The organism is Streptomyces sp. NPDC099050 (assembly GCF_044759865.1).
Taxonomy (GTDB): Bacteria; Actinomycetota; Actinomycetes; order Streptomycetales; family Streptomycetaceae; genus Streptomyces.
In genome coordinates this window covers 181,953-206,503 of sequence record NZ_JBIWAE010000011.1, presented here as the reverse complement: position 1 = coordinate 206,503, position 24,551 = coordinate 181,953, and the positions used below count along the sequence as shown (strand labels likewise).

The 24,551-nt window shown below is 71.6% G+C and carries 19 protein-coding genes and 2 pseudogenes; 5 read left to right on the top strand and 16 right to left on the bottom strand.

Annotated features, from left to right (window positions below):
- Nucleotides 1-81: 81 nt before the first annotated feature.
- The gene (gene dacB / locus ACIQV3_RS20460; RefSeq protein ID WP_403713812.1) at nt 82-1,533 is read right to left on the bottom strand and encodes a D-alanyl-D-alanine carboxypeptidase/D-alanyl-D-alanine-endopeptidase; all 1,452 of its coding nucleotides are present in this window, start codon (nt 1,531-1,533) and stop codon (nt 82-84) included.
- A gap of 172 nt (nt 1,534-1,705) precedes the next feature.
- Here dacB and ACIQV3_RS20455 point away from each other — a divergent pair, with 172 nt between their 5' ends.
- Together ACIQV3_RS20455 and ACIQV3_RS20450 are read left to right on the top strand one after the other, a co-directional pair.
- Nucleotides 1,706-2,200 carry an inorganic diphosphatase gene (locus ACIQV3_RS20455; protein WP_266912864.1) on the top strand — a complete coding sequence of 165 codons (495 nt, stop codon included), beginning with the start codon at nt 1,706-1,708 and terminating at the stop codon, nt 2,198-2,200.
- A gap of 249 nt (nt 2,201-2,449) precedes the next feature.
- The gene (locus tag ACIQV3_RS20450; protein WP_403713811.1) at nt 2,450-4,162 is read left to right on the top strand and encodes a threonine/serine exporter ThrE family protein; all 1,713 of its coding nucleotides are present in this window, start codon (nt 2,450-2,452) and stop codon (nt 4,160-4,162) included.
- A gap of 128 nt (nt 4,163-4,290) precedes the next feature.
- On the opposite strand, the pseudogene ACIQV3_RS20445 reads toward ACIQV3_RS20450, so the two are convergent.
- The 4 genes and pseudogenes from ACIQV3_RS20445 to ACIQV3_RS20430 form a co-directional block, all read right to left on the bottom strand.
- Nucleotides 4,291-4,959, bottom strand: a pseudogene (locus ACIQV3_RS20445) (DedA family protein); the annotation flags it as partial.
- Between the two features lie 86 nt (nt 4,960-5,045).
- Nucleotides 5,046-5,798, bottom strand: a complete 753-nt coding sequence (locus tag ACIQV3_RS20440) for a MerR family transcriptional regulator (RefSeq protein WP_403713810.1) — start codon at nt 5,796-5,798, stop codon at nt 5,046-5,048.
- Between the two features lie 99 nt (nt 5,799-5,897).
- Nucleotides 5,898-6,644 carry an ABC transporter permease gene (locus ACIQV3_RS20435; protein ID WP_403713871.1) on the bottom strand — a complete coding sequence of 249 codons (747 nt, stop codon included), beginning with the start codon at nt 6,642-6,644 and terminating at the stop codon, nt 5,898-5,900.
- A 92-nt stretch (nt 6,645-6,736) separates the two neighbouring features.
- Complete coding sequence (locus ACIQV3_RS20430; RefSeq protein ID WP_403713809.1) at nt 6,737-7,675, bottom strand: ATP-binding cassette domain-containing protein; 939 nt, start codon at nt 7,673-7,675, stop codon at nt 6,737-6,739.
- Between the two features lie 118 nt (nt 7,676-7,793).
- Here ACIQV3_RS20430 and ACIQV3_RS20425 point away from each other — a divergent pair, with 118 nt between their 5' ends.
- Entirely contained in the window at nt 7,794-8,432 is a 639-nt protein-coding gene (locus ACIQV3_RS20425; protein ID WP_403713808.1) for a PadR family transcriptional regulator, read from the top strand.
- A gap of 58 nt (nt 8,433-8,490) precedes the next feature.
- Here the strand turns inward: ACIQV3_RS20425 and ACIQV3_RS20420 are convergent, their stop codons facing one another.
- The 4 genes and pseudogenes from ACIQV3_RS20420 to ACIQV3_RS20405 all read right to left on the bottom strand — a co-directional run bounded on the left by ACIQV3_RS20420 (nt 8,491) and on the right by ACIQV3_RS20405 (nt 13,665).
- A complete protein-coding gene (locus ACIQV3_RS20420; protein ID WP_403713807.1) occupies nt 8,491-8,994 on the bottom strand; it encodes a DinB family protein in 504 nt (167 codons plus the stop codon).
- Nucleotides 8,995-9,115: 121 nt separating this feature from the next.
- Nucleotides 9,116-11,185, bottom strand: a pseudogene (gene mrdA / locus ACIQV3_RS20415) (penicillin-binding protein 2); the annotation flags it as partial.
- Nucleotides 11,186-11,245: 60 nt separating this feature from the next.
- A complete protein-coding gene (locus ACIQV3_RS20410; protein WP_403713806.1) occupies nt 11,246-12,703 on the bottom strand; it encodes an aldehyde dehydrogenase family protein in 1,458 nt (485 codons plus the stop codon).
- A 101-nt stretch (nt 12,704-12,804) separates the two neighbouring features.
- The gene (locus ACIQV3_RS20405; RefSeq protein WP_403713804.1) at nt 12,805-13,665 is read right to left on the bottom strand and encodes a helix-turn-helix domain-containing protein; all 861 of its coding nucleotides are present in this window, start codon (nt 13,663-13,665) and stop codon (nt 12,805-12,807) included.
- A 297-nt stretch (nt 13,666-13,962) separates the two neighbouring features.
- Between ACIQV3_RS20405 and ACIQV3_RS20400 the strand changes: the two genes are divergently transcribed.
- The gene (locus tag ACIQV3_RS20400) at nt 13,963-14,472 is read left to right on the top strand and encodes an ATP-binding protein (RefSeq protein WP_327305322.1); all 510 of its coding nucleotides are present in this window, start codon (nt 13,963-13,965) and stop codon (nt 14,470-14,472) included.
- Between the two features lie 110 nt (nt 14,473-14,582).
- Here the strand turns inward: ACIQV3_RS20400 and ACIQV3_RS20395 are convergent, their stop codons facing one another.
- The 3 genes from ACIQV3_RS20395 to ACIQV3_RS20385 all read right to left on the bottom strand — a co-directional run bounded on the left by ACIQV3_RS20395 (nt 14,583) and on the right by ACIQV3_RS20385 (nt 18,476).
- Nucleotides 14,583-14,819 (bottom strand): DUF397 domain-containing protein, encoded by a 237-nt coding sequence (locus tag ACIQV3_RS20395; protein ID WP_112450436.1) that lies wholly within the window; start codon nt 14,817-14,819, stop codon nt 14,583-14,585.
- A gap of 104 nt (nt 14,820-14,923) precedes the next feature.
- Nucleotides 14,924-17,005 (bottom strand): FUSC family protein, encoded by a 2,082-nt coding sequence (locus ACIQV3_RS20390; RefSeq protein WP_403713803.1) that lies wholly within the window; start codon nt 17,003-17,005, stop codon nt 14,924-14,926.
- A gap of 292 nt (nt 17,006-17,297) precedes the next feature.
- Nucleotides 17,298-18,476, bottom strand: coding sequence for a DUF2786 domain-containing protein (locus ACIQV3_RS20385; RefSeq protein ID WP_403713802.1), 1,179 nt, complete (start codon nt 18,474-18,476; stop codon nt 17,298-17,300).
- Nucleotides 18,477-18,788: 312 nt separating this feature from the next.
- On the opposite strand from ACIQV3_RS20385, the gene ACIQV3_RS20380 reads away from it, so the two are divergent.
- The gene (locus tag ACIQV3_RS20380; RefSeq protein ID WP_403713801.1) at nt 18,789-20,477 is read left to right on the top strand and encodes a bifunctional 3'-5' exonuclease/DNA polymerase; all 1,689 of its coding nucleotides are present in this window, start codon (nt 18,789-18,791) and stop codon (nt 20,475-20,477) included.
- A gap of 93 nt (nt 20,478-20,570) precedes the next feature.
- Here ACIQV3_RS20380 and ACIQV3_RS20375 read toward each other — a convergent pair whose 3' ends face one another.
- The 4 genes from ACIQV3_RS20375 to ACIQV3_RS20360 form a co-directional block, all read right to left on the bottom strand.
- Nucleotides 20,571-21,848, bottom strand: coding sequence for a hypothetical protein (locus ACIQV3_RS20375; protein ID WP_403713800.1), 1,278 nt, complete (start codon nt 21,846-21,848; stop codon nt 20,571-20,573).
- Between the two features lie 97 nt (nt 21,849-21,945).
- Complete coding sequence (locus ACIQV3_RS20370; protein WP_403713799.1) at nt 21,946-22,455, bottom strand: SigE family RNA polymerase sigma factor; 510 nt, start codon at nt 22,453-22,455, stop codon at nt 21,946-21,948.
- 65 nt (nt 22,456-22,520) lie between these two features.
- On the bottom strand, nt 22,521-23,114 hold the full coding sequence (locus tag ACIQV3_RS20365) for a GNAT family N-acetyltransferase (protein ID WP_403713798.1): 594 nt from the start codon (nt 23,112-23,114) through the stop codon (nt 22,521-22,523).
- 240 nt (nt 23,115-23,354) lie between these two features.
- Nucleotides 23,355-24,533: a serine hydrolase domain-containing protein gene (locus ACIQV3_RS20360; protein ID WP_403713870.1), complete on the bottom strand. Its 1,179-nt coding sequence runs from the start codon at nt 24,531-24,533 to the stop codon at nt 23,355-23,357.
- Between the last annotated feature and the right edge of the window lie 18 nt (nt 24,534-24,551).

The window sequence follows — 24,551 nt, the reverse complement described above, 5'->3', positions numbered from 1 at the left end:
CGTCAACCGTACGTGGACCTCGGCGCGGGCGGGATCCCCAGGAGCCGGGCGGGTTCCCCGGAAGGCCCCGGGAAGACGGCCCTAGGGAGCGGTGGCCACGGCCGCCGCGAGCTTGTCGAGGCCCTTCTCGGCGGGGCCGGGGTCCGGGGTGTTCGCGGTGAGGAACGCGAAGGCGAGCAGTCGGCCGGTGGGGTCGACGACGGTGCCGGCGAGGGAGTTCACGCCGCTCAGGGTGCCCGTCTTGGCCCGCAGCAGGCCGGCCGCCGGGGAGGTGCCGGAGTTGCGTGCGCGCAGGGTGCCGGTGAATCCGGCGACGGGCAGTCCGGTGAGGACGGGCCGCAGTTCGGGCTGCTGCGGGTCGGCGGCCTTGGCGAGCAAGGCGGTGAGCAGGCCGGCGCTGACCTTGTCCGCGCGGTCCAGCCCGCTGCCGTCGGCGAAGCGGGATCCGGTGGTGTCGACTCCGAGCGCGGCGAGTCTGGCGCCGACGGCCCGGCCGACGCCGTCGAAGCTCGCGGGCGCTCCGGAGGCGAGGGCGGTCTGGCGGGCCAGGGCTTCGGCGATGTCGTTGTCGCTGTGGGTCAGCATCCGCTCGACGAGCCCGGCGAGCGGCGGCGAGAGGGTGGCGGCGAGCGGCACGGCGCCCGTGGCGGCCTTGGCCCTGGCGGGTTGCCCGGTGACCTTGACCCCGCGTTCCCCGAGCAGGGCGGCGAAGGCCCGGGCGGTGTCGCGGGAGGGGTCCGTGCTGCGCTTGACGGGGCCGGAGAAGGAGGCGTCGGGGCGTCCTTCGTCGGCGGTCAGGGCCGTGACGGGCGCGAGGTTGGGGTTGGCGCCGATCGGGTGGAGGACGGGGCCGGTGTAGAGCGAGTCGTCGTAGCCGAGGGTCACGGAGGTGGTGCCGGCGGCCTTGAGGGCCTGGGCGGTGTCCGCGGCGAGGGCGACGAGGCTGCCGCCGGCGCCGGCCGGGGCCTTCTTCCTGGCGGTGAGGGAGGGGTCTCCACCGCCGACCAGGACGATCTGGCCGGGGCCGGCACCCGGGGTCACGGTGGTGCGGATCCGGTGGTCGGGACCGAGGGCCGCGAGGGAGGCCGCCGCGGTGGCGATCTTGACGGTGGAGGCGGGGGTCATGGCCTGCCGGGCCCCGTCCTCGAAGAGGACCTTCCCGGTGGCGGTGTCGATCACGCAGGCGCCCTGAAGGGTGCCGAGGGCGGGGTCGGCGAGCAGCGGCCGCAGGGCCGCGGCGAGGGCGGCGGAGCCGTCGCCCGAGCCGACTCCGGTTCCGGAACCCGTTCCCGCTCCGGCCGGGCGGACGCCCGCGAGCACGCCGGGGGCGCTGGGGGCCGCCTGCGGGAGGGCCGCGGCGGGGTCCGTACCGTGATCTGCGCCACCCGTACGGCCCCAGGAGGCGGCCCTGTCCCGCTCGGCCTTACGCTGGCCGGAGTCCCAGGGACCCGCGGCGGCCACCGTCGCGGCCGACAGGGCGAGGCCGGCGACGGCCGACACCGCGATGAGCTGCCAGGTCCTGACCAATGGCACCTCGGACCAGCCCCTTTCGCGATCACACATATGCGTGAGGGACACTTAACCATTGCGTCTTGCCGCGAGCATGGCACCCCACCCGGCAGGGCCGGGTGGGCCACGCACGCAGGTGAGTCGGCGCAGTCCCGAAGCAATCAAGCTGCTGAAGCTGATCATGGAGGAGCAGGACGTGGAGTTCGACGTCACCATCGAGATCCCCAAGGGTTCGCGGAACAAGTACGAGGTGGACCACGAGACCGGCCGGATCCGTCTGGACCGTCGCCTCTTCACCTCGACCAGCTACCCCGCCGACTACGGCTTCGTCGAGAACACCCTCGGCGAGGACGGCGACCCGCTGGACGCGCTGGTCATCCTTGACGAGCCGACCTTCCCGGGCTGCCTGATCAAGTGCCGCGCGATCGGCATGTTCAACATGACGGACGAGGCGGGCGGCGACGCCAAGCTGCTGTGCGTGCCGGCCTCCGACCCGCGTGTGGAGCACCTGCGCGACATCCACCACGTGTCCGAGTTCGACCGCCTGGAGATCCAGCACTTCTTCGAGGTCTACAAGGACCTGGAGCCGGGCAAGTCGGTCGAGGGCGCGAACTGGGTCGGCCGCGTCGAGGCCGAGGCCGAGATCGAGGCCTCGTACAAGCGCCTCGAGGCCCAGGGCGGCCAGCACTGAGCTCCGCTCGGTGACGGAGCGGGCCTGACGCCCCTCCAGCCCCTGTGACACCGCGGGCGGTACCCCTTTCAACGGGGTGCCGCCCGTCGTCGTGTCCGGGTGCGGGTGCGCTTCCCCGGGGCGCCGCACCCGGATCCGGCCGGCCCGGCCGCAAGATCGTCGGTCCGGCTGAAAGATCGTCGGTCCGGCTGAAAGATCGTCGGAGCAGCTGAAAGTTCAGCTGCGGGGCAGATTCCTGTTTCGCCGTGGATGAAACGGTTCCGCATACTGATACCGGCTGGCTCGGGGACTGGAGGACGCGTGGCGGAAGGCGAAGGATCCGGGACCGAGGACCGGAAGCCGAAGTCGGACGAGGCGCGCAGCGCGTTCTCCGTGCCGGACGGGGTCGGGGTGGACCCGGAAGTGACCGAGGAGGACCAGCCGACCTCGGAGTTCGCCGTCCCCGACGGCCTCGCCTCGGTGCTCGTGGAGCCCGACGGCCCGGCGTCGGCGTTCGCCACCCCGCACACCTACAGCGCCGCCCACTCCCCGCCGGCCTACACCGGCCCTCCGGGCTTCCCCGTCACCCGGTTGAAGGAGTCCCCCTGGCAGGACCGCATGCGCACGGTGCTGCGCATGCCGGTCGACGTCCGGCCGGTGCCGGAGCCCTCACAGCGGCTGGCCGTGGAGACCGGGCCCGCCGTGGGGCGCGTGCTCGACCTGACGCTGCGCATCGGCGAGCTGCTGCTCTCGGGCGGCGAGGGCGCCGAGGACGTGGAGGCCGCGATGTTCGCCGTGGCCCGCAGCTACGGCCTGGACCGCTGCGAGCCCACCGTCACCTTCACCCTGCTGTCGATCACCCACCAGCCCTCCCTGGTGGACGACCCCGTGTCGGCGAACCGCACCGTCCGCCGCCGCGGCACGGACTACACCCGGCTCTCGGCCGTGTTCAGCCTCGTCAACGACATCACCGCGCACGAGATCGAGATCTCGCTGGAGGACGCCTACCGGCGGCTCGCCGAGATCCGCCGCAACCGGCACCCGTACCCCGGCTGGGTGCTCACCGGCGCCGCCGGCCTGCTGGCCGGCGCGGCCTCCACGCTGGTCGGCGGTGGCGTGCTGGTGTTCTTCGCAGCCGCACTCGGGGCGGTGCTCGGCGACCGGCTGGCCTGGTTCTGCGCCGGGCGCGGGCTGCCGGAGTTCTACCAGTTCGTGGTCGCGGCGATGCCGCCGGCCGCGATGGGCGTGGCCCTGAAGATGACCGACCTCGACCTGCGCTCCTCGGCCATCATCACCGGTGGACTGTTCGCCCTGCTGCCCGGGCGGGCCCTGGTGGCGGCCGTGCAGGACGGTCTGACCGGCTACTACATCACCGCCTCCGCCCGGCTGCTGGAGGTCATGTACCTCTTCATCGGCATCATCATGGGCGTCCTCGTGGTGCTCTACGTCGGCGTCCAGTTCGGCTCCAATCCGCAGCCGGAGGACGTCCTGCAGATCGAGCAGCGGCCGCTGCTCCAGATCGCCGCCTCGATGGTCCTGGTGTTCACGTTCGCGATCCTGCTCCAGCAGGAACGTTCCACCGTGTGGTTCGTGACGCTGAACGGCGGCATCGCCTGGGTGGTCTACGGGGCCCTGCACTACGCCGCCAAGATGCCGGCGGTGCCGTCCACCGCGATCGCCGCCGGGCTGGTCGGCCTCTTCGGCCAGCTCCTCGCCCGGCACCGGTTCTCCTCGGCCCTGCCCTTCGTCACGGCCGCCATCGGCCCGCTGCTGCCCGGCTCGGCCACGTACTACGGGCTTCTGCTGATCGCCGAGAACCGGCTGAACGAGGGGCTGGGCTCGCTGACGAACGCCGCGGCCGTCGCCCTCGCCATCGCGATCGGCGTCAACCTCGGCTCCGAGACCTCCCGCCTGTTCATGCGCATCCCCGGCGCGGCCAGTGCGGCCAAGCGCGGCGCGGCGAAGCGCACCCGCGGGTTCTAAAGCCCGCCGTCGAGCAGCAGGCCCTGGGAACGCCGATGCCCCGCCGACCGGGGATCCGGTCGGCGGGGCATCGTACGGGGCTGCGAGCGGCCCTACCGCTTCGCGTGGCGGCCGCTGCGCTGCTGGCCCGGGGCCGGCTCCTCGCCGGCGCCGGGCTCCGTGCCGCCGGCCTCCGCCGCGGCCTTCCGCTGCTTGCGGGACTTGAGCACCTCGAAGACCACCGGGATCACCGAGATCAGGACGATGCCGATGAAGATCGGCTCGACGTTGTTCTTGATGACCTCGAACTGGCCGAGCTGGTAGCCCAGGATCGTGACGCCCGCGCCCCACAGGACGCCGCCGATGATGTTGAACGTCAGGAAGGTGCGGTACTTCATCGCGGTGGCGCCCGCGACCATCGGCGCGAAGGTGCGGATGATCGGCACGAAGCGCGCGAGCACGATGGCCTTGGGACCGTGCTTCTCCATGAACTCGTGCGCGGCGTCGAGGTTCTCGCGCTTGAAGAGCTTGGAGTTCGGCTTGTTGAAGATCTTCGGGCCGAAGACCTTGCCGATCATGTAGCCGACCTGGTCACCGAGGATCGCGGCGATCACGATCAGGGTGCAGACCAGCCACAGCGGCTGGCTGACGGCGCCGCTCGCGACGAACAGGCCCATCGTGAAGAGCAAGGAGTCGCCGGGCAGGAAGGCGAAGAGCCCCGATTCGGCGAACACGATGATCAGGGTGCCGACCAGGCCGAATTGCCCGATCAGGTACTCCGGGGAGATCCACTCGGGGCCGAGCGCAAGCGTATTCACGGGTTCCGGGCTCTCCTGGATCAGGTGGGGGTGTCCGTCCAATTATGAACGCACACCACCCCCGCCTGGTTCCAGGGATGCCGCCTCTAAACCTTGCGGACGGCGTTGGCCAGGATCGCGTCGCGCACGAACACCGCCAGTCCGGGCCGGACGGCCTCGTAGTACGCCGTGAACCGCTCGTCCGCCACGTACATCTCGCCGAGGCCGGTGTGGATCTCGTACGTGCAGGAGTAGTGGCTGCCGTCGATCCAGCCGCGGTGCTCCTCGGCCAGGTCCATGGCCTCCTCGGACTCCGCGGGCGTCCCGGAGTCCAGCAGGGCGGCGAACCGCCGGTTGATGTCCTCGGCCAGGGCCTGGATCCGCAGCCAGTCCTCCTTGGTGTACGAGGCGGTCCGGCGGGCGGACTCCCGGTACGTGTCGCCCCAGCGGCGCTCGGCCTCCTCGGCGTGCTCCTCGGGATCGAAATCCCCGAAGACCTCGAACTTCTCCTCGGGCGTGAGGTTGATGCCCATCTTCTTCGCCTCCATGGCGTGCTCGACGGCCGCGGCCATCTGCTGGAGCCGGGCGATCCGCTCGGACAGGAGGGCGTGCTGCCGGCGCAGGTGCTCCCTCGGGTCCGTTCGCGGATCGTCCAGCAGGACCGCGACCTCTTCGAGCGGAAAGCCGAGCTCCCGGTAGAACAGGATCCGCTGCAGCCGGTCGAGGTCGGCGTCGTCGTACCGCCGGTGTCCCGCCCCGCTGCGGCCGCTCGGGGAGAGCAGCCCGATCCCGTCGTAGTGGTGCAGGGTGCGCACCGTCACTCCGGCGAATCCGGCGACCTGGCCCACGGAGTAGCCCATCGCTTTCCGCTCCTCTTCTCGGGTACGCGTCCAGCCTGGTCCCTCACGCCGCGTGAGGTGCAAGCCCGGGTCCGCAAGCCGGAGCCGGGTTCGCCGGCGCTAGCGGCTCAGGTCCCTGAACCGCTTCACCGCCAGCGGGAAGAACACCGCGATCAGGGCCACCGGCCAGGCCACCGCGAGCAGCTCCGCATGGGTAGCGGCCCATGAGTCGCCTGCGGCGCCCGGGTTGCCGAACAGGCCGCGGACCGCGGTGGCCGTCGCCGACATCGGGTTCCACTCCACGATCGCACCCAGCCAGGGCGGCATCGATTCGGGCGAGGCGATGGCGTTGGAGAGGAAGCTGACCGGCCAGACCAGGATCTGCACCGCCTGCACCAGCTCCGGCTTGCCCGCGACCATCGCCAGGTGGATGCCGATCCACAGCATCGCGAACCGCAGCAGCAACAGCAGCCCCACCGCTCCCATGAAGGAGGCGAATCCCTCGTGCCAGCGCCAGCCGATCGCGTAGCCGACCGCGAGCATCACCGTCAGGCCGACCACCGACTGCAGCATGTCCGCGACGCTCCGGCCGACCAGGACCGCGCCCGAGTGCATGGGCATCGAGCGGAACCGGTCGATGACCCCCTTTCCGAGGTCCTGGGTGACCGAGAGCATGGTCCCCTCGAGGCCGAAGGCCATGGTCATGGTGAGCATGCCGGGGACGAGGTAGGCCTTGAAGTCTCCCTGGACGCCCGCTCCACCGCCGATCAGGTAGCTGAACATCAGCAGCATCATCACGGGGAAGACCAGCCCGACGACCACCTGCACGGGCTGGCGCGTCCAGTGCGCCAGTTCGCGACGGGTCATCGTCCACGAGTCGGCGGCCGCCCAGCGCAGCTTCGAGCCGGTGTCGTGCGCCGTGTCCACGGGCAGCGTCGTGTTCACGGGGCGCGTCGCGCTCATGCGGCGTCCTCCTTCGTCAGGTGCATGAAGACTTCGTCGAGGGTGGGCCGGCGCACCGCGATGTCCTCGGCCTCGATCCCGGCCGCCTCCAGCGCCCGTACGGTCGCGGTCAGTGCGGCCATCCGGTTGCTCACCGCGGCGCTGACCATGCGCCGGTCCTCGTCCACCGTCGCTTCGCCGGGCAGCAGCGAGGCCGCGCGCGCCAGCTGGGCCGCGTCGTGCAGGACCACGTCGATGCGGTCGCCGCCCGTCTTGGTCTTCAGCTCGTCGGCCGTGCCTTCCGCGATGACCTTCCCGTGGTTGATCACCGCGATCTGGTCGGCCAGCTGGTCGGCCTCCTCGAGGTACTGCGTGGTCAGCAGAACGGTCGTGCCGCCGCCGACCAGGGAGCGCACCGCACTCCACACCTCGGTGCGGCCGCGGGGGTCGAGCCCGGTCGTGGGCTCGTCCAGGAAGAGGACCTGCGGCCGGGAGATGAGGGAGGCCGCGAGGTCGAGCCGCCGCCGCATGCCACCGCTGTACTGCTTGACGGCCTTCGTTCCGGTGTCCTCGAGCCCGAACTGGCGCAGGAGTTCATCGGCGCGGACCCCCGCCCGGCCGGCGCCGAGGTGGTAGAGGCGGCCGAACATCTCCAGGTTCTGGCGGCCGCTGAGCTCCTCGTCGACGGCGGCGCTCTGGCCGAGCAGTCCGATCCTCGAGCGCACCTCGTCGGCCCGGGTCCTCGCGTCGATGCCCGCCACCTCCACGCGCCCCTCGTCGGGGCGCAGCAGCGTGGACATGATGCGGACGGCCGTGGTCTTGCCGGCACCGTTCGGGCCGAGGATTCCCTGGACGGTACCGGCCCGGACGGTGAGATCGAGGCCGTCGAGGGCCCTCTTGTCCCGGTACCTCTTCCGCAGTCCTTCGACGACGATCGCCGGATCGTGGTCAGACAAAACGCACCCCTCGCTTCATTGGTCAAACTTGACTAGGTCTCAAGGTAGGGCCGCCCTCGCGCTTAGTCAAACTTGATTAGAGATAGTGTAGTCAAAATGAACTAAGAGGGAGAGGCCCGTGTCAGCGATCCGGCTGCTGGTCCTGGGCGCGGTCCGCATGCACGGACGGGCGCACGGCTACCAGGTACGCAACGACCTGGAATTCTGGGGCGCCCACGAGTGGTCCAACGCCAAGCCCGGTTCGATCTACCACGCACTCAAGCAGATGGCTAAGCAGGGACTGCTCCTCGCGCACGAGGTCGCGCCGAGCGCTGTCGGCGGCCCGCCGCGCGTCGAGTACGAGATCACCGACCAGGGCACCGCGGAGTACCTCACGCTGCTGCGCCAGGCCCTGACGTCGTACGACCAGAAGATGGACATGCTCTCGGCCGGCATCGGATTCATCGTCGACCTGCCCCGGGCCGAGGCCGTCGCACTCCTCAAGGAGCGCATCAGCGGTCTCGAGCAGTGGCGGGCCGGGGTCACCCGGTACTACATGCCGGAGGAAGGGCCCGAACAGCTCGGACACATCGGCGAGATCATGAACATGTGGGTGCACTCGGCCGACAGTGAGGCCGCGTGGACACACAGCCTGATCGGGCGGATCGAGGGCGGCGCGTACACCTTCGCGGGGGAGGGCGAACCCTTCGTGGGGGTGCTCGCGGACGATGAGCCGAACCCGTTCGCGACGGGTCCGCATCCCGAGGACCACCGCTAGCGGCGCACCCCGGCGACGGCACCGGTGTCGGCGCCGGGTACACCCCCGCAAGTCGTGGCTAGCCCATGGCGCGGGTGCCGTCGATGGTTTCGCGGATGATGTCCGCGTGGCCCGCGTGCCGGGCGAACTCCTCCACCAGGTGCAGGAGCATCCAGCGCATCGAGACCTTGGCGTCCTGCGGGAACCACGGGGCCGGGGGCAGCGGGAAGCTGTCGTCGAGGCTGGGGACGGCCGCGATGAACGCCTCGGTCTCCTGCCTGATCCCGTCCCAGTGGGCCAGCACCGAAGGCATGGACTCGCCCTCCACCAGCCGGAAGCCGTCGGCCCAGTCGCCCGCCGGGGGCTCGGTCGCGCCCTGCGCCATCCGCAGCCAGCCGAGCTCGCAGTTGGCCGCGTGCTTGAGCAGCCCGGACAGGGAGAGCTCGCTGGCGCTGGGCTTGCTCGCCGCCTGCTCCTCGGTCAGCCCCTGCGCGGCCTCGCGCAGCGCCGCGCGCTGGGCCTCGACGAAGGTGAGGAGCGTGCCGCGCTCGTCACCGGGGACCTCCATGGAAATCTGAGCCATGACCTGACCGCCTTCTGTTCGCGTGTCCCGAGGGTGTCCCGCGGGTCTCTCCCGCTGACGAGAACCACGTTACGAACCCTTGCGGTCAGGTCCTGTCCGCAATCGCGCGCCCTTACTGGTTTTCCTGCCGGACCGGCGGGAGTTCCTTCTGCGGCTTGGGGAGCAGGGCCTTCTTCAGGTCCTGGGCGCCCTTCGCGTCGAGCCCGTACATCGCCTCGTAGATCTTGCGGACGGCCGGTCCCGAGGCCCCGGAGCCGGTGCCGCCCTGGGAGATGGTCATCACGATCGCGTAGTCCTCGGTGTAGGAGGCGAACCACGAGGTGGTCTGCTTGCCCTGGACCTCGGCCGTACCGGTCTTCGCGTGCATCGGGATCTGCTTCTGCGGCCAGCCGCCGAACCGCCAGGCCGCGCTGCCGGTGGTGGCCACGTCGGCGAGGGCCCCGTCGATGTCCTTGCGGAGCTTGCTGTTCATCGGCAGCTTGCCCTGCTGCTTGGGGGCGATCTCCTTGACCGAGGTGCCGTCGGCGCTGACCACGGCCTTGCCGATGCTGGGCTGGTGCAGGGTGCCGCCGTTGGCGATGGCGGCATAGACGGAGGCCATCTGGATCGGGGTGACGAGGGTGTCGCCCTGGCCGATGGAGTAGTTGATCGCGTCGCCCTCGCGGAGCTGGTTGCCCTGGCGGCAGTTCTCGTAGGCGATCTTCTCCGCGTACGAGCCGTTCTTCTTGCCGTCGCGGCACCAGGCGGCCTTGTTCGCCTCGAAGAAGTCCTTCTTCCACTGGCGGTCGGGGACCCGGCCCGGGACCTCGCTGGGCAGGTCGATGCCGGTGCGCTTGCCGAGGCCGAACTCGTGGGCGGTCTTGAAGAACCAGTCGCTCGGCTTGGCCTTGGGCTTGATGCCGCCGTCCTTCTTCCACTCCTTGTCGGCGATGGCGTAGTAGACGGTGTCGCAGGAGACTTCCAGGGCCTTGCCGATGGTGATGTCGCCGTAGCCCTGGGACTCGAAGTTGGTGAAGACCTGGCTGCCGACCGAGTACGAGCTCGGGCAGCCGTAGAGCCGGTTGAAGGGGTAGCCGGCGTTGACCGCGGCCGTCGAGGAGACCACCTTGAAGATCGAGCCGGGGGCCGCCTGGCCCTGGATGGCGCGGTTCAGCAGCGGGTAGTTCGATCCCTTGTCGGTGAGGTTCGCGTAGTCCTTCGCGGAGATGCCGCCGACCCAGGCGTTCGGGTCGTAGGTCGGGTTGGAGGCCATCGCGACGACCCGGCCGGTCTTGGCCTCCATGACCACGACGGCGCCCGAGTCGGCCTCGTAGTGGCGGCCCGTGTTGTTCTTGTCGATGCCCTTGCGGGCCTCGATCATCGCGTTGTTCAGCTCGCGCTCGGCCACGGCCTGCACGCGCGAGTCGATCGAGGTCACGATGTTCGCGCCGGCCTGCGGCTTGTCGCTCACGCCCTCGCCGATGATCCGGCCGAGGTTGTCCACCTCGTAGCGGGTGATGCCCGCCTTGCCGCGGAGCTCCTTGTCGTAGGTGCGCTCCAGGCCGCTGCGGCCCACCTGGTCGGAGCGCAGGTACGGGGAGTCGGAGCCCTTCGCCTTGGTGATCTCCTCGTCGGTCACCGGGGAGAGGTAGCCGAGCACCTGGGAGGTGTTGGCGCCGTCGGGGCCGGCGTAGCGGCGCAGGGCGGTGGGCTCGGCGGTGATGCCGGGGAACTGCTCGGCGTGCTCCCGTATCTCCAGGACCTGGTCGGTCGTCGCCTCGTCGGTGATGGGGATCGGCTGGTACGGGGAGCCGTTCCAGCAGGGCTTGGGGGTCTTGGCGTCGCACAGCCGGACGCCGTTGACCACGTCCTCGGGGTTCAGCCCCAGCACCCCGGCGAGGTGGGTCAGGACGCCCTTGCCGCGGTCCTTCATCTTGGAGAGCTCGGTGCGGCTGGCGGAGACCACCATGCGGGTCTCGTTGTCGGCGAGCGGGATCCCGCGGGAATCCAGGATGGAGCCGCGCACGGCGGGCTGGACCACCTGCTGGGTGTTGTTGTTCTTCGCCTCGTCCGTGTACTCCTGGCCGTTGCGTATCTGCAGGTACCACAGACGCCCGCCGAGGGTCAGCAGCAGCGAGAACACCACGATCTGGATCATGACGAGCCGGTTCTGGACCCGGGGCGTGCGCCCGGTCTCAGGTATGTTGCTCAACTCGGCTCTCCCCGGGACTGGTACTCGCCTGACCCGCCCGAGTCTAAAGGCCCCGCGGTCTCAGAACGGGAACTGCGTCCGGCCGTGCTGCACCGAGATCCACTTCTGGGTGGTGAAGGCCTCGATGGTGGCGTCGCCGCCCAGGCGGCCCATGCCGGAGGCCTTCTCCCCGCCGAACGCCGCGAGCGGCTCGTCGCCGATGGTGGAGTCGTTGACGTGGATCATGCCCGTCTCGATGCGCCCCGCGAAGCGGACCCCGCGCTCCACGTCCTTCGTGTGGACGGCGCCGCTCAGTCCGTACGGGGTCGCGTTGGTGAGGCGGACCGCCTCGTCCTCGCCGTCGAAGACGACGAGCAGGGCGACGGGACCGAAGATCTCCTGGCCGAGCAGCGGGGAGTCCTCGGGGAGCCCGGCGAGCACGGTCGGTTCGACCAGGTTGCCGCGCGTAGAGCCCCGTACGAGCGCCTGCGCTCCGGACTCGACGGCGCGGTCGACGAGCGCGGTGAGGGCGTCGGCCTGGAAGGAGTTGATCAGGGGGCCGATGTGGGTGTCGGCCTCGTGCGGGTCGCCGGTCTTCAGGGCGCGCACGCGGGCGGTGAACTTCTCGGTGAACTCCTCGGCGACCGAGGCGTCGACCAGGATCCGGTTGGCGGCCATGCAGACCTGGCCCTGGTAGACGAAGCGGCTGAAGACGGCCGCGTCCACCGCGTAGTCGAGGTCGGCGTCGTCGAGGACGACGAGCGCGCTGTTGCCGCTGAGCTCCAGGACGGTCCGCTTGAAGTGGCGGGCGGCGACCGCGCCGACGTGCCGGCCGACCCGGTCGGATCCGGCGAAGGAGATCACCTTGGGGACGGGGTGCGTCAGGAGCGCGTCGCCTATCTCGGCTATGTCGGTGACCAGGACGTTGAGCAGGCCGGCCGGGAGGCCCGCTTCCTGGAAGATCTTGGCGATGACCCCGCCGCCGACGACGGGCGCGTTCTGGTTCGGCTTGATCACGACGGCGTTGCCCAGGGCCAGGGCCGGGGCGACCGACTTCAGGGTGACCAGGAAGGGGAAGTTGAAGGGGCTGATCACGGCGACGACCCCGACGGGCAGGCGCTGGACCCGGTTCTCCTTGCCCTCGACCGGCGAGGGCAGGATGCGGCCCTCGGGCCGGACGGCCAGCTGCATCGCCTCGCGGATGAACTCCTTGGCGAGGTGGACCTCGTACTCGGCCTTGGGACGGGTCCCGCCGAGTTCGTCGATCATCGCCTCGACGATCTCCTTCTCGCGCTCCTCGGTGATCCGCAGGGCGCGTTCCAGGACGGCTCGTCTGGAGTACGGGCTGGTGGCGGCCCAATCCTTCTGGGCCCGCTCGGCCGCCCGGTAGGCCCGGTCGACCTGCTCGACGGTGGCCACGGTGATGGCCGCGAGCTTCTCCCCGTTGTACGGGTTGACGTCGATGATGTCCCACGACCCGGTTCCGGCCAGCCATTCGCCGTCGATGTACTGGTGAGCCAGGTCCTCGAATATGGACATGCCATCCCTTACGTCGAACGCGCTTCCTTGCGCTGCACCGGAGACCCGGGGGTCATCCGGATCATCGTCATGCTCTGATCAGGCGTCATAGTACGTGTGAATCAAGACAGTTGAAGCAGGCCGCGCAAGAGATCCCGAGTCTGACCAGGGTCGGGGCAGTCGCTCTGCAGGCGCAGCATCGCCCGCTCGTACTGACCCACTTCCTCGTCTTTGTCCAGGTAGAGGGCGCTGGTGAGCTGTTCCAGATAGACGACGTCCTGGAGGTCGGACTCGGGGAAGCGCAGCAGGGTGAAGGCACCGCTCTCGCCGGCGTGGCCGCCGAAGGAGAAGGGCATGACCTGGAGGTGCACGTTCGGCCGCTGCGAGATCTCGATGAGGTGCTCCAGCTGACCGCGCATCACGTCCCGGTCGCCGTACGGGCGGCGCAGCGCGGCCTCGTCGAGGACGGCGTGGAAGACGGGGGCGTTCTCGGAGACCAGCACCTTCTGGCGCTCCAGGCGCAGCGCGACCCGGCGGTCGATCTCGGCCCGGCCGGCGCCGGGCATGCCGCGGCTGACGACCGCCTGGGCGTAGGCCTCGGTCTGCAACAGACCGTGCACGAACTGGACTTCGTAGATGCGGATGAGGGAGGCGGCGCCTTCCAGGCCCACGTACGTCTGGAACCAGCCCGGCAGGACGTCTCCGTAGCTGTGCCACCAGCCGGCCACGTTGGCCTCGCGGACCAGCCCCAGGAGGGACTCCCGCTCGGCGCCGTCCGTGACTCCGTAGAGCGTGAGGAGGTCCTCTACGTCTCTGGCCTTGAAGCTCACCCTTCCCAACTCCAAGCGGCTGATCTTCGATTCGGATGCGCGGATCGAGTAACCGGCCGCCTCACGGGTGATGCCGCGGGATTCTCGGAGTCGCCTGAGCTGGGAGCCCAGGAGGATGCGGCGCACCACAGAACCACTGGCTTCTGCGGTCACGAGTCCTGCCCCTCCCCATGCGGTGGATGGATACGTCGCAGGGGCCCCCGTGCCCCTCAAGGCCCGCAGTCTGCCACCAAAACGCATCTGTCCGTACTCGTTCTGTAACGGATTTGGCCGAGCTGTAAAAGAAGTCCGTAAGTCTGCGTAGGAAGAAATGAGCAAGAACCATGACGGGACCGGACAGGTCCGGCGCGTGCACGTGCATCTGCCCTTGCATCCGGCTCCGGCATTCGGAACCATGGTCCCGCGCACCTGCGTGCCCCGCAGTTCTTTCGAATCCCGGGAGTGCCTCGCATGGGGACGAATGGATCGACCATGCTCGAGCCGTTACGGCAGGGGCTTCCCCCGGTCGACCCCACGGCTGTCTCCGGGTCCGCGTCCTGCGCCCTGCCCGCCCGCTTCGAAGCGGTGCGCGGTGCACGCACCTTCACGCGTTCCACCCTGGCCCAGTGGGGCCTCGACGACCGGTTCGACGACGTGGCCCTAGTCGTCTCCGAACTCGTCACCAACGCGCTGCGCCATGCCCTCCCGGACGACTCCCGGCCGGCCGCGGGCGAGAGCGAGCCGCCGGTGCGCCTGCACCTGATGCGGTGGAGCACCCGGCTGGTGTGCGCGGTGCGCGACCCCAGCGAGGACCGCCCCGGCGGATGCTTCGCGCCGGACGCCACCGAGCGCAACAGTGACCTGGAGTCGGGGCGGGGGCTCTTCCTCGTCGACTCCTACAGCGATAGCTGGGGCTGGCACCCGCTCGCGGGACGGCTGACCGGCAAAGTGGTCTGGGCGCTGTTCACCCTCCAGGACTGAGGCACCGCGCAATCACCGCATAGACGACAAGCGGCCGGGATTGATCATGGCGATCAATCCCGGCCGCTGCACGTGCATGGCTGATCTTGAGCTGTTCTGCCAGCCGATCCTCAGCTGATCAGGTGGTCGAACTCGCCGTCCTTGACACCCAGCAGCAGCGCTTCTATCTCGGCCGGCGTGTACACGAGTGCCGGTCCGTCCGGAAACCGCGAGTTGCGCATGGCAACGTCGCCTCCGGGCAGTTTCGCGAACTCCACACAGGAACCTTGCGAGTTGCTGTGTCTGCTCTTCTGCCAGGTCACCCCGTCAAGCTCTGCAGCTGCCATCCCGTTGTACGCGTGGTCCACAGGAAGCCCCCGATAGTGCAGATGTCAACTGCACCGGATCATAGCTGTGTTCATGAACGCCTGCATGGGCAGATGCACGTGCACGAGCGGAGTGCAAGCCACCACTAAGGGTGACGACCTTCCCCGGACCCGGGCCGGAGCGGGGTCCGCAGCGCGTCGGAGACCTCCTCGAGGGAGTCCAGCAGCTGCCGCGCCGCCCCGCGCAGCACCCCCGGGTCGGGGGCGTCCCCGTCGGCCAGCGCCGCCCGGACCACCTCCCAGTCGGGCACCCGCCGCTCCCGTACGGCCTTCGCGCCCGCCTCCGTCGCCTCGCGCAGCGCCCCGGCCAGCTCGGCCGCGCCCGGGACCGGGGGCCGGGAGCGGTCCGGGAAGTGCGCCTCCAGCAGCATCGTGTGGCGGCCCATCGCGGCCAGGGCCCGGCCCGCTTCCTCGGCGGCGGCCCGGGAGATCCCGAGGTGGCGCACCGGCTCCCCGGCGGCCCGGTCCACCGCGTCCTGCCAGGCGACCCGGGCGTCGCGGACCGCCAGCAGGGCTGCGCGCACCTCGCCGCGGTGGGCTCCGGCCGGGTCGGCGTACTGCCCGAGCACGGCTGCCGCGTACCGTCCGCCGGCCTCGACCCAGTCGGCCAGCCGGGTCCGCAGGCGCGGGGTCTCCCAGGCCGGGTAGACGGCGTAGGAGATCATCGCGAGGAGCCCGCCGACCAGGGTGAGCATGACGCGGTCCGGCACGGTCTGGTCCCAGCGCAGGCCGCCCATGCCGAGCAGGAACACGACGTAGGCGGAGACGAAGACCATCGACACGGCGTACCCGGTGCGCATGAAGGTGTACATCAGGCCCGCGCTGACGACCGCGAGCAGCCCGGACACGTACATCCCCGGGTGCGCGAGCTGGACGACGGCCGTCGCGAGGGCCACCCCGACCAGGGTGCCGCCGAAACGGGCGACCGCGCGGGTGTAGGTCTGCGTGAAATCGGGCCGCATGACCATGACAGAGGCCATCGGGGCCCAGTAGGCGTGGCCGAAGGGCAGCGCGTGGCCGATGGCGTAGCCGGCGCAGGCGACGGCGGTGACCCGTACGGCGTGCCGCAGGATCGGCGACCCGGGACGCAGCTCGGCCCGTACGGCGGCCAGCACCATCGGCGCGAGCGCCGGCAGGGTGGGCCGCAGCATCGACTCACCGGGATCCGCGGTGCGCCCGGAGCCCGGCTCGGCGGTGTCGAGTACGTCGTCCAACAGGGCGGCGAGCCGGCGCGCGGCGCGCAGCGCGGGGCCCTGGAACAGCTCGGCGGTGTCGGGGGCCTTGAGCACCGCGAGGGCCGGGGCGGGCAGCAGCACCGCCCGCTCGTGCCGGATCGCGGACGCGGCGGCGTCCAGCACCGACCCGGCCGCGGCGAGCAGTTCCCGGACCCGGTCCCGCGCCGGGCCCTCGGCCGGGGCCCCGACCGCGGGGTCGGCCAGCAGGGCCAGCACCGGCCGGATCCGCTCCGCGAGCCCCCGCGCGCCGTGCAGCTCGGCGGGGCGGCGGCGGGCCTGGCGCGCCGTCACGGTGGCCGCGTCGCGCGCCCTCATCAGCGGCTGCGGGTCGAAGGAGGCGACCGGGTCCTGGCGCAGGCGGCGCGCGTAGTCGGCCTCGGCGGCCAGCGCGTCGGCGAGGGCGTCGCGCTGGGCGCCCCACCGCCGGATGGGGAAGAGGACGATCAGCAGGGCCTGCACCACCCCGCCCGCGGCGATCATCGCGGCGTGCCCGGCGGCCTGCGGCACGGAGGTGGGCAGGGTGACGGTGACCAGCATGATCGCGACGTTGCTGGAGGCGATCATGCCCGCGGTGGGGCCCGCCGCCCACACCAGGCCCGCCGCGAAGCTCCACACGGCGAGCAGCAGCATGAAGGCCGCGGTGTGCGAGGACCCGACGAGGTACCCGATGAAGGTGGACACGGCCAGCGTCAGCCCGGAGGCGAGCGCGAGGACGGGCCGGGGCCGCCAGCTCTTCTGGAAGGTGGCCACGGCCGCCATGTAGGCGCCGAAGGCGGAACTGGCGGCGGCACCGGGCCCGAGGAGGGCGAGGCCGGCGCCGACGACGATCGCGAGCCCGACGGCGGCGCGGAGCGCGACGAGGGGTTGCAGCCGGGTCCGCTCGACCCGCAATCCGGCCCGGGCGGTGTCCTTCAGCGCCCGGACCCAGCTCATGGCCCCGAGCGTATCCCCGGCGGGAGCGGAACCCGGGAGCCCGGGCCCGGCCGGCCTGCGCGTCGGGGCCCGGCCCCGGTGCGCACCGCTGCGCGGGGCGAGGTCCGCAGCACCCCTCGCCGCTGCGCGGGGCGAGGTCCCCTACCCGCCCTTCGCCCGTTCCCCGGGCGCTGCCCGGACCCGGTCCTCAAACGCCGGCCGAACTGACAGCTCCAGCCTCGCCGGCGTTTGAGGCGCGCGGCCCGGGGCGGAGCTCCCCACAGGGGGCCGGGGCGCCCGGCCCGGGGCGGGGCTACTGCCGCAGGGAGGCGCGGCCGGCGTTCGCCACGTGGGCCCGGTCGGCGGCGGCCGTGCCGTCCTCCCAGCCCGCGAGGTCGGTCGCCCCGCGCAGCCGGGTCGTCGTGGTCCGGGGGAACATCTCCTCGGCCCGCGAGGTGACGGCCACGTCCCGGGCGACCAGGGCCGGCAGGTTGTCGGGGGCCTCGGCCACGGAGTCGGCCACCGCGTGCTCGGCCGTCTCGGCGAGGCGCTGGCCCAGCCGGCTCGCGTAGGCCAGGAGGAAGGACTGCCGGAAGGTCTTGGTGCGCTTGCGGCCGCCCGCCCGCTGACCGGCCTCCGCGCGGGTCATCGCGGCGGTGCCCTGGACGAGCAGGGAGGTGTACAGCAGCTCCACCGCCTCCAGGTCGCTCTCGAAGCCGACGACGGTGGAGAACTCGTAGGCGCTGTTCCACACGGACCGGCACCGGTTCGCGCCCGCCACCGCGTCGAGCAGCACCGCCTTGGCCTCCTCGTACGGGGCCTCGACCCCGATCCGGCAGGCGCCGGGTATCTGCGCCGTACCGGACTTCACCGCGAGGAGCGCCGCGTCCACGGTGTGCCGGGCCATCAGCTCCTGCGCCTTGGCGCTGAGCGCCTCCGCCTCCTCCGGGAAGGTGGTCGCCTCGGCCTTCGCGAGCAGGGCCCGGATCCGCCCGAGCATGCGGGGCTCGATGTGCGCGTGTTCGAGCACGTCGGCCGGGTCTCCCGGCAGCGGCCCGACCGGCTCGATGGACGGCAGCCGGATCAGCAGCCGGAACACCTCCAGGACGGCCCCGGCCAGGCTGAAGCGGTCGGTGCGCTCCCTCTCCACCAGCCGCTCCCCGTACCGGGTGTCGTCCCCCCACCACACCTCGGCGTCGGTCCACCGCTCGGGCAGCCGCGCGTACCGCCGGGCCTCGGCCGCGACCAGGTCCTCGGCGATCCGCAGGTGCGCCTGCTCCAGGTCCCGGCGTACGAGCCGCAGCACGTCGGCGGGCCGCCACCCGCGCTCCCAGGCCTGGCGGACGTACTCCTCACCGCGCGCGAGCAGCGCCTGCCCGACCCCGCCCCACCGGTCCCCCTCGGCGACGAGCACCGACGCCCCGGCGTCCAGCCCGGCGTCGTCCTGGTTGTACAGCGCGGCCTCACAGGCCCGGTCGACGATGTCTCTCACCCGTCCAGCTTGGCACGCCCGCCCACCGACTCCGTCCCGGCCATCTCAGCCGTCCGGCACTTGAGCACCGGGGTCCGGCTTTCCAGCCGTCCGGCGTTTGAGGACCGGGGTCTGGGGCGGAGCCCCAGGGGTCCGGGCGCAGCCCGGTACCCCCTGCTCTTCAGCCCGTCCGGCGTTTGAGGACCGGGGTCCGGGCAGCGCCCGGGGAACGGTGGAAGGGCGGGTAGGGGAACTCCGCCCGCGCAGCGGCGCACACCTGTGCCAGCGCGGCGCGCACCGGCACTGTCGGACCCCGGTGGGAGACTCGCACTCATGAGCGAGCACACCCCCCGGTGGGCCCTCGCCGAGGACGGCGACGGCCGGTGGCACGCCGCGCCCCTGCCCGGGCCCGACGGGCTCGACGGACCCGACGGGCCCGCGGGCGGCGGAGCCCGTGTCACGGTCACCGACCCCGCCGAGGCGATCCGCGCGGCCCCGGCCGGCACCCGCTGGGTCTGGCGGTCCACCCCGGCCGTGTACCCCCGGCTGCTCGCCGCCGGCGCCCGCGTCGAGCGCTGCCACGACATCGAGGACGCCGAGCTGCTCCTGCTGGCCCACGAGGGCCGCCTCGGCGAGCCCCGCTCGGCGGCCGCCGCCTGGGCCCGGCTGACGAACGCGCCCGTACCGCCCGATCCCCCGCAGCGCGCGGCGGAGCCCGGCAGCCAGCACTCGCTCTTCGACCCCCGGCCCGCCCCCGTCCCCCTCGAAGCCCTCGTCGCCGTCCACGCCGACCAGGCGAAGCGGCTGGGTTCCACCGCCCACCCCGACCGGATGCGGCTGCTCGTGGCCTCCGAGTCGGCGGCCTTCCTCGTGGCCGCCGAGATGAACCGTGCGGGCCTGCCCTGGCGGGCCGACGTCCACCGGGCCCTGCTGACCGAGCTGCTCGGCGAGCGGTACGCGGGGCGCGGACAGCCGCGCCGGCTCGCGGAGCTGGCCGACGAGGTCTCGGCGGCCTTCGGGCGACGCGTACGGCCCGAACTGGCCGCCGACGTCATCAAGGCCTTCGCGGAGGCCGGCATCAAGCTCAAGTCCACCCGCCGCTGGGAGATCCAGGACCTGAAGCACCCCGCCGTGGAGCCCCTCCTCGCGTTCAAGAAGCTGTACCGGATCTACACCGCGCACGGCTGGTCCTGGCTCGCGGACTGGGTCCACGACGGCCGCTTCCGCCCCGAGTTCATCCCCGGCGGCACCTACACCGGCCGCTGGGTCACCAACGGCGGCGGGGCCCTGCAGATCCCGAAGGTGATCCGCCGGGCGGTCGTCGCCGACCCCGGCTGGCGGCTGGTGGTGGCCGACGCCGACCAGATGGAGCCCCGGGTGCTCGCCGCGATCTCCCGCGACCCCGCCTTCATGGAGGTGGCCGGCCGCCCCGAGGACCTGTACACCTCGATCTCCCGCCAGGGCTTCTCCGGCGACCGCGACATGGCCAAGATCGCCGTGCTCGGCGCGGTGTACGGGCAGACCTCCGGGGACGGCCTGAAGAACCTGGCCGCGCTGCGCCGCCGATTCCCCCGGGCCGTGGCCTACGTGGACGACGCCGCGAAGGCCGGCGAGGAGGGGCGGCTCGTACGGACCTGGCTGGGCCGGACCTGCCCGCCGGCGGCCGATCCGGAGGATGCCGAGGAGGCCCCCGACGGCTGGGTGCCGAGCTACGCCTCGACCGACGCCCGGGCGCGCGGCCGCTTCACCCGCAACTTCGTCGTGCAGGGCAGCGCCGCGGACTGGGCGCTGCTCCTGCTCGCGGCCCTGCGCCGGTCCCTCGCGGAGGCGGGGATGCGGGCCGAGCTGGTCTTCTTCCAGCACGACGAGGTCATCGTCCACTGCCCCGATGAGGAGGCGCCGGCCGTGGCCGCGGCGATCCGCGAGGCGGGTGAGCTGGCCGGCCGCCTCACCTTCGGCGAGACCCCGGTCCGCTTCCCGTTCACCGCGGCCGTCGTGGAGTGCTACGCGGACGCGAAGTGACGCGGGAAGCGGGGGTGCGGGGAAGCGGGCGTGCGGGGAAACGGGGGTGCGGGCAAGCGGGGGTGCGGGCAAGCGGACGGCCGGCGGTCCCTCCTACTGTCCGTACTCCGAGGCCCACCTCGAGCTCGTCGCGAGCTCCTTCATCCGGGCCAGCGTCAGCGCCGGCTCCTTGCGGGTCGCCGCCGAGGACTGGCTCTCGGAGTTGAACGCGGACACGATCACCCGGGTCCCGTTCGGCAGCAGCGCCTCGGCGCTCCACCAGACCACGCCGGCCCCGCCCTTCTCCCCCGGCTGCTTCCGGGTCAGGAACTTCGTTCCGTCCGGCAGCGTCTCGGCGGACGTGAAGAGCTCGGTCCACATCCCCGGGTGCTTTGCGCTGTCCGGCTGGATCTGGAGGCTGACCAGCGACTTGCCCTTGCCCTCGTCGAGCACCAGGTAGCCCAGGTCGGAGCCGTCCTCGTCCCTGTGCACGATCGGGATCCCGTCCTTGCTCAGCATGGCCTCCAGGATGTCCACGGCCTTCATCCCCGTTCGGGCGGGCTCCCGCTGCGGCGCCTGGCCGGCGGCCGGCAGGTCCTTGAGGGCCGGGTGCCACAGCGGGGAGGTCACGAGCGCCTTGAGCTGCGCGAGCGTCAGCGGCGGCGTCGGACGGGATTCGGGCGCACCCTTCTCTTCGGCCGCGTTCCATTCCTGGGCGTCCACGAGGAACCCCTGGGGGGTCACGACCGTGGCGCGCCAGCACTTCGTGTCCACCCGGCGGTCGGGGTACTCGTACCCCTTGAAGAGCATCAGCCGGGAACCGTCCGCGAGCTTCTCGGAGCTGCAACTGTCGTACTTCAGGGTGACCTTGGAGGGGCACTTCACCATGTCTTCGGCCATCTCGCCCTTCGGGTCAACCCGGCTGAGGCCGAAGCCGATGCGGCCCTTGCCGTCGCCGTCGTCGAAGACCCCGGTCACCATCGGGCCCCGCTCGTCGCCCGTGCCCCTGGCCTCGATGTTGCTGAGCTCGCCCTGCGGCAGCAGCTGCTTGAACACCCCGGTCAGCTCATCGGCGGAGACGGCCCCGCTGCCGACGCGGTCCACGCCCGGCGCCGGCGTCGGGGGCGCGGGCGGCGCCTGCGAGGAGGCCACGTTCACCCCGCCACCATCACCACCGCCACCGCCACCCGTCCCGAGCAGCCCGCTCGTGTAGGCCCCGGCTGTGCCGATCAGGGCCAGGGCTAGCACCGAGCCGGCGGTCATGGCGGCCCGGCGACGGGCCACCATCCGCTGCCCGCGCCGCTCCCCGGCGTCCACGAGGTCACGTCCCTCGGACGTGAAGCCTTCGCCCGTACGCCGGAGGGCTTCACCGAGCTCATCTTCAAAGGGCATGCGGAATCAAACCTTCCGTCCAAAGGGATTGCGGTATGAGAGGAAGAGATGGAGGGGTGAGGGGTGAGGGGTGCGTACAGGAGGCGCGGCGCGCGGCTCAGCGCCCCGCGAACTCCGCCAGCGAGCCGCCCAGTTGCTCCCGCAGCCGGGTCAGCGCGCGTGAGCTGCGGGTCCGTACGGCCGCCGAGCTGACGTTCATCGCGTCGGCGGTCTCCTCGACGCTGCGGTCCTCCCAGTACCGCAGGACGAGGACCGCCCGGTCCTTCGGCGCCAGCCGCCCCAGGGCCTCCAGCAGCGTCAGCCGCAGCGCCGGATCACCGCCGGCCGGTGCGCCCGTGTCGGGGAACTCCCCGACCGGACGTTCCCCCGCCGACCGGCGGCGCTGGTGCGTCAGGAAGGCACGCACCAGAACGGTTTGCGCGTACGCCGCCGGATTGTCGATCCGTGCGACGCGCGCCCAGAGCAGGTACATCCGCCCGAGGGTCTCCTGTACGAGATCCTCGGCGAGGTGGGTGTCACCGCTCGTCAGCAGACAGGCCGACCGGTACAAGTACGCCGATCTGCCCATCGCGAACTCACGGAACCCATCTCTGCGTCCGTACCCCATCCGCTCCCCCTCGCGTCCGTCTCACACCAATGACGCGACGGGGACGGGGAATGTTTCAGCCGATCTCAAACCGATTCGGAAACGACCGCGGAGCCCACCCCGGAACCCGCCCCGGAACCCGTTTCGGAACCCGTTTCGGAACCCGTTTGGGAACCCGTTTGGGAGAGGTCGTGGAAGTACATGTGGAACTCCTCACGGACGAACCCCTCCGCCTCGTACAGCCCTTGCGCGACGAGGTTGTCGTACGCCGTCTCCAGCTGCACGCCCGAGACCCCGGCTGACCGCGCCCGGCGCAGCACCTCGCGCAGCAGCGCACGGCCCGCGCCCGTACGGCGGCCGGCGGGGGCCACGTACAGGTCGCCCAGCAGCCACGCGGGCTTCATGGCCAGCGAGGAGATCATCGGGTAGACCTGCGCGAAGCCGACCGTGCCCGCACCGGGGACCTCGGCGAGCAGAATCAAGGAGTCCCCGCCCGCCAGCCGCTCCGCCAGGAAGGCGCGCGGGCGCTCGGGGTCCTCGACCTCCACCTCGTAGAACTCCAGGTAGCCGCGGAAGAGCTCGGCGGCGGTGTCCAGATCCGCCTCGCCCGCCTGCCACAGGACCACCTTCGCCGGGTCCGCCGCCACCTGGGCTTCGTCCGCCGCGTTCCGACCGTTCATATAGCTCTCCCTCGTCCGCTCCCGCGCGCCGATTCCATTGTCCGCAGGGGGTCCCGATCCAGCGCCGTCGCCCTACGCTACGGCCGGACCGGCAGGGAACCGGCCCGCGACCGGGGGCCGCACATGACCTCGCTCGGCATGCTCGTCATCGTCCGTCCGTGCCGTGATCGTGACCGGACTGTTCGCCCTCGCCGAGGCCTGTCCGGCGCCGCGCGCGAGCCCGGGTCGGCGCGGGTGAGGTCAGTGGTCCTCGTCCCCGGTGACGGGCTGGGCCGGGAGCGTGAAGACGTGCTCCGGGGTCACGATCTTGGTGATCGCCTCGCCGAAGAGCGTGCTCGGCTCCTCCCCCTCCGCGGAGATGTCGGTGTTGAGCAGCACCACCAGCGTGGCCTGGGACCGCGGGTCGTAGACGGTCAGCGACTGGTAGCCGGGCAGCGAGCCGTTGTGCCCGATCCACCCCTGGACGTTGAAGATCCCCAGCCCGTAGCCGGTGCCCGGCAGGGCCGGGACGACGTCGAGGCGCTCGGCCTGCGTGGCGGGCGTGAGCAGCTCACCCGTGGCCGTCCTGCCGGTGGCCACCACCTTGGCCCACTGCCGCAGGTCCGTGAGGTCGGAGATCATCGCTCCGGCGGCCCAGCCCCAGGAGGGGTTCCAGTCGGCGGAGTCCTCGGTCTTCCCAGAGGCCGTCTGGTCCGTGTAGCCCTGGGCGTGCGGGGCCGGGAACTCGGCGCCGGTCGGGAAGAGGGTGTTCTTCAGCCCGGCGGGCCGCAGTACCTCCTCGGCGATGTAGTCGGCGAGCGTCTGCCCGCTGATCTTCTCCACGACGAGCCCGAGCAGGATCAGGTTGGTGTTGCAGTAGTCGAACTTCGCGTTCGGCTCGAAGAGCACCGGGTGCTTGAAGGAGTACGCGAGCAGTTCCTGCGGGGTGAAGGGCCGCTGGGGATCGCTGGTCAGCGCCTTGAAGAAGTCCTCGTCGGCCGAGTAGTTGAACAGCCCGCTGCGCATGCCCGCCAGCTCGCGCAGCGTGATGCGGTCGCCGTTCGGCACGCCCTCGACGTACTTGCCTATGGGGTCGTCCAGCCCGATCTTGCCCTCGTCGACCAGCTTCAGCATCGCGGTCACGGTGAAGGTCTTGGTCTCGCTGCCGATCCGCATGTTGAGGCGGTCGGTCATGGGCGCACCGGTGGCCTTGTCGGCCACGCCGAAGGCCCGTACGTACGCCCCCTTGCCCGGCGCCGACAGGGCCACCTGCACCCCGGGCACCTTCGCCTCGTCCATCACCTTCCGGATGGCGTCGTCCAACTGCCGCGCCACGGCGGGGGTGAGCTGCGGAAACTCGTCGGAGACGGCCGAACCGCTCGCCGCCGGGGGTGTCGGCACGTCCACGGCGTACCCGACACCGGCCCCCACGGGCACCATGAGGAGCCCCACTGCGGC

Coding starts and splice junctions, on each gene's coding strand:
- ACIQV3_RS20375 (WP_403713800.1), bottom strand. CDS start 21,848: ATGCCCTTTGAAGATGAGCTCGGTGAAGCCCTCCGGCGTACGGGCGAA.
- ACIQV3_RS20410 (WP_403713806.1), bottom strand. CDS start 12,703: ATGTCCATATTCGAGGACCTGGCTCACCAGTACATCGACGGCGAATGG.
- ACIQV3_RS20390 (WP_403713803.1), bottom strand. CDS start 17,005: ATGAGCTGGGTCCGGGCGCTGAAGGACACCGCCCGGGCCGGATTGCGG.
- ACIQV3_RS20400 (WP_327305322.1), top strand. CDS start 13,963: ATGGGGACGAATGGATCGACCATGCTCGAGCCGTTACGGCAGGGGCTT.
- ACIQV3_RS20370 (WP_403713799.1), bottom strand. CDS start 22,455: ATGGGGTACGGACGCAGAGATGGGTTCCGTGAGTTCGCGATGGGCAGA.
- ACIQV3_RS20440 (WP_403713810.1), bottom strand. CDS start 5,798: ATGGGCTACTCCGTGGGCCAGGTCGCCGGATTCGCCGGAGTGACGGTG.
- ACIQV3_RS20360 (WP_403713870.1), bottom strand. CDS start 24,533: ATGGTGCCCGTGGGGGCCGGTGTCGGGTACGCCGTGGACGTGCCGACA.
- ACIQV3_RS20380 (WP_403713801.1), top strand. CDS start 18,789: ATGAGCGAGCACACCCCCCGGTGGGCCCTCGCCGAGGACGGCGACGGC.
- ACIQV3_RS20420 (WP_403713807.1), bottom strand. CDS start 8,994: ATGGCTCAGATTTCCATGGAGGTCCCCGGTGACGAGCGCGGCACGCTC.
- ACIQV3_RS20450 (WP_403713811.1), top strand. CDS start 2,450: ATGAAACGGTTCCGCATACTGATACCGGCTGGCTCGGGGACTGGAGGA.
- ACIQV3_RS20435 (WP_403713871.1), bottom strand. CDS start 6,644: ATGACCCGTCGCGAACTGGCGCACTGGACGCGCCAGCCCGTGCAGGTG.
- ACIQV3_RS20365 (WP_403713798.1), bottom strand. CDS start 23,114: ATGAACGGTCGGAACGCGGCGGACGAAGCCCAGGTGGCGGCGGACCCG.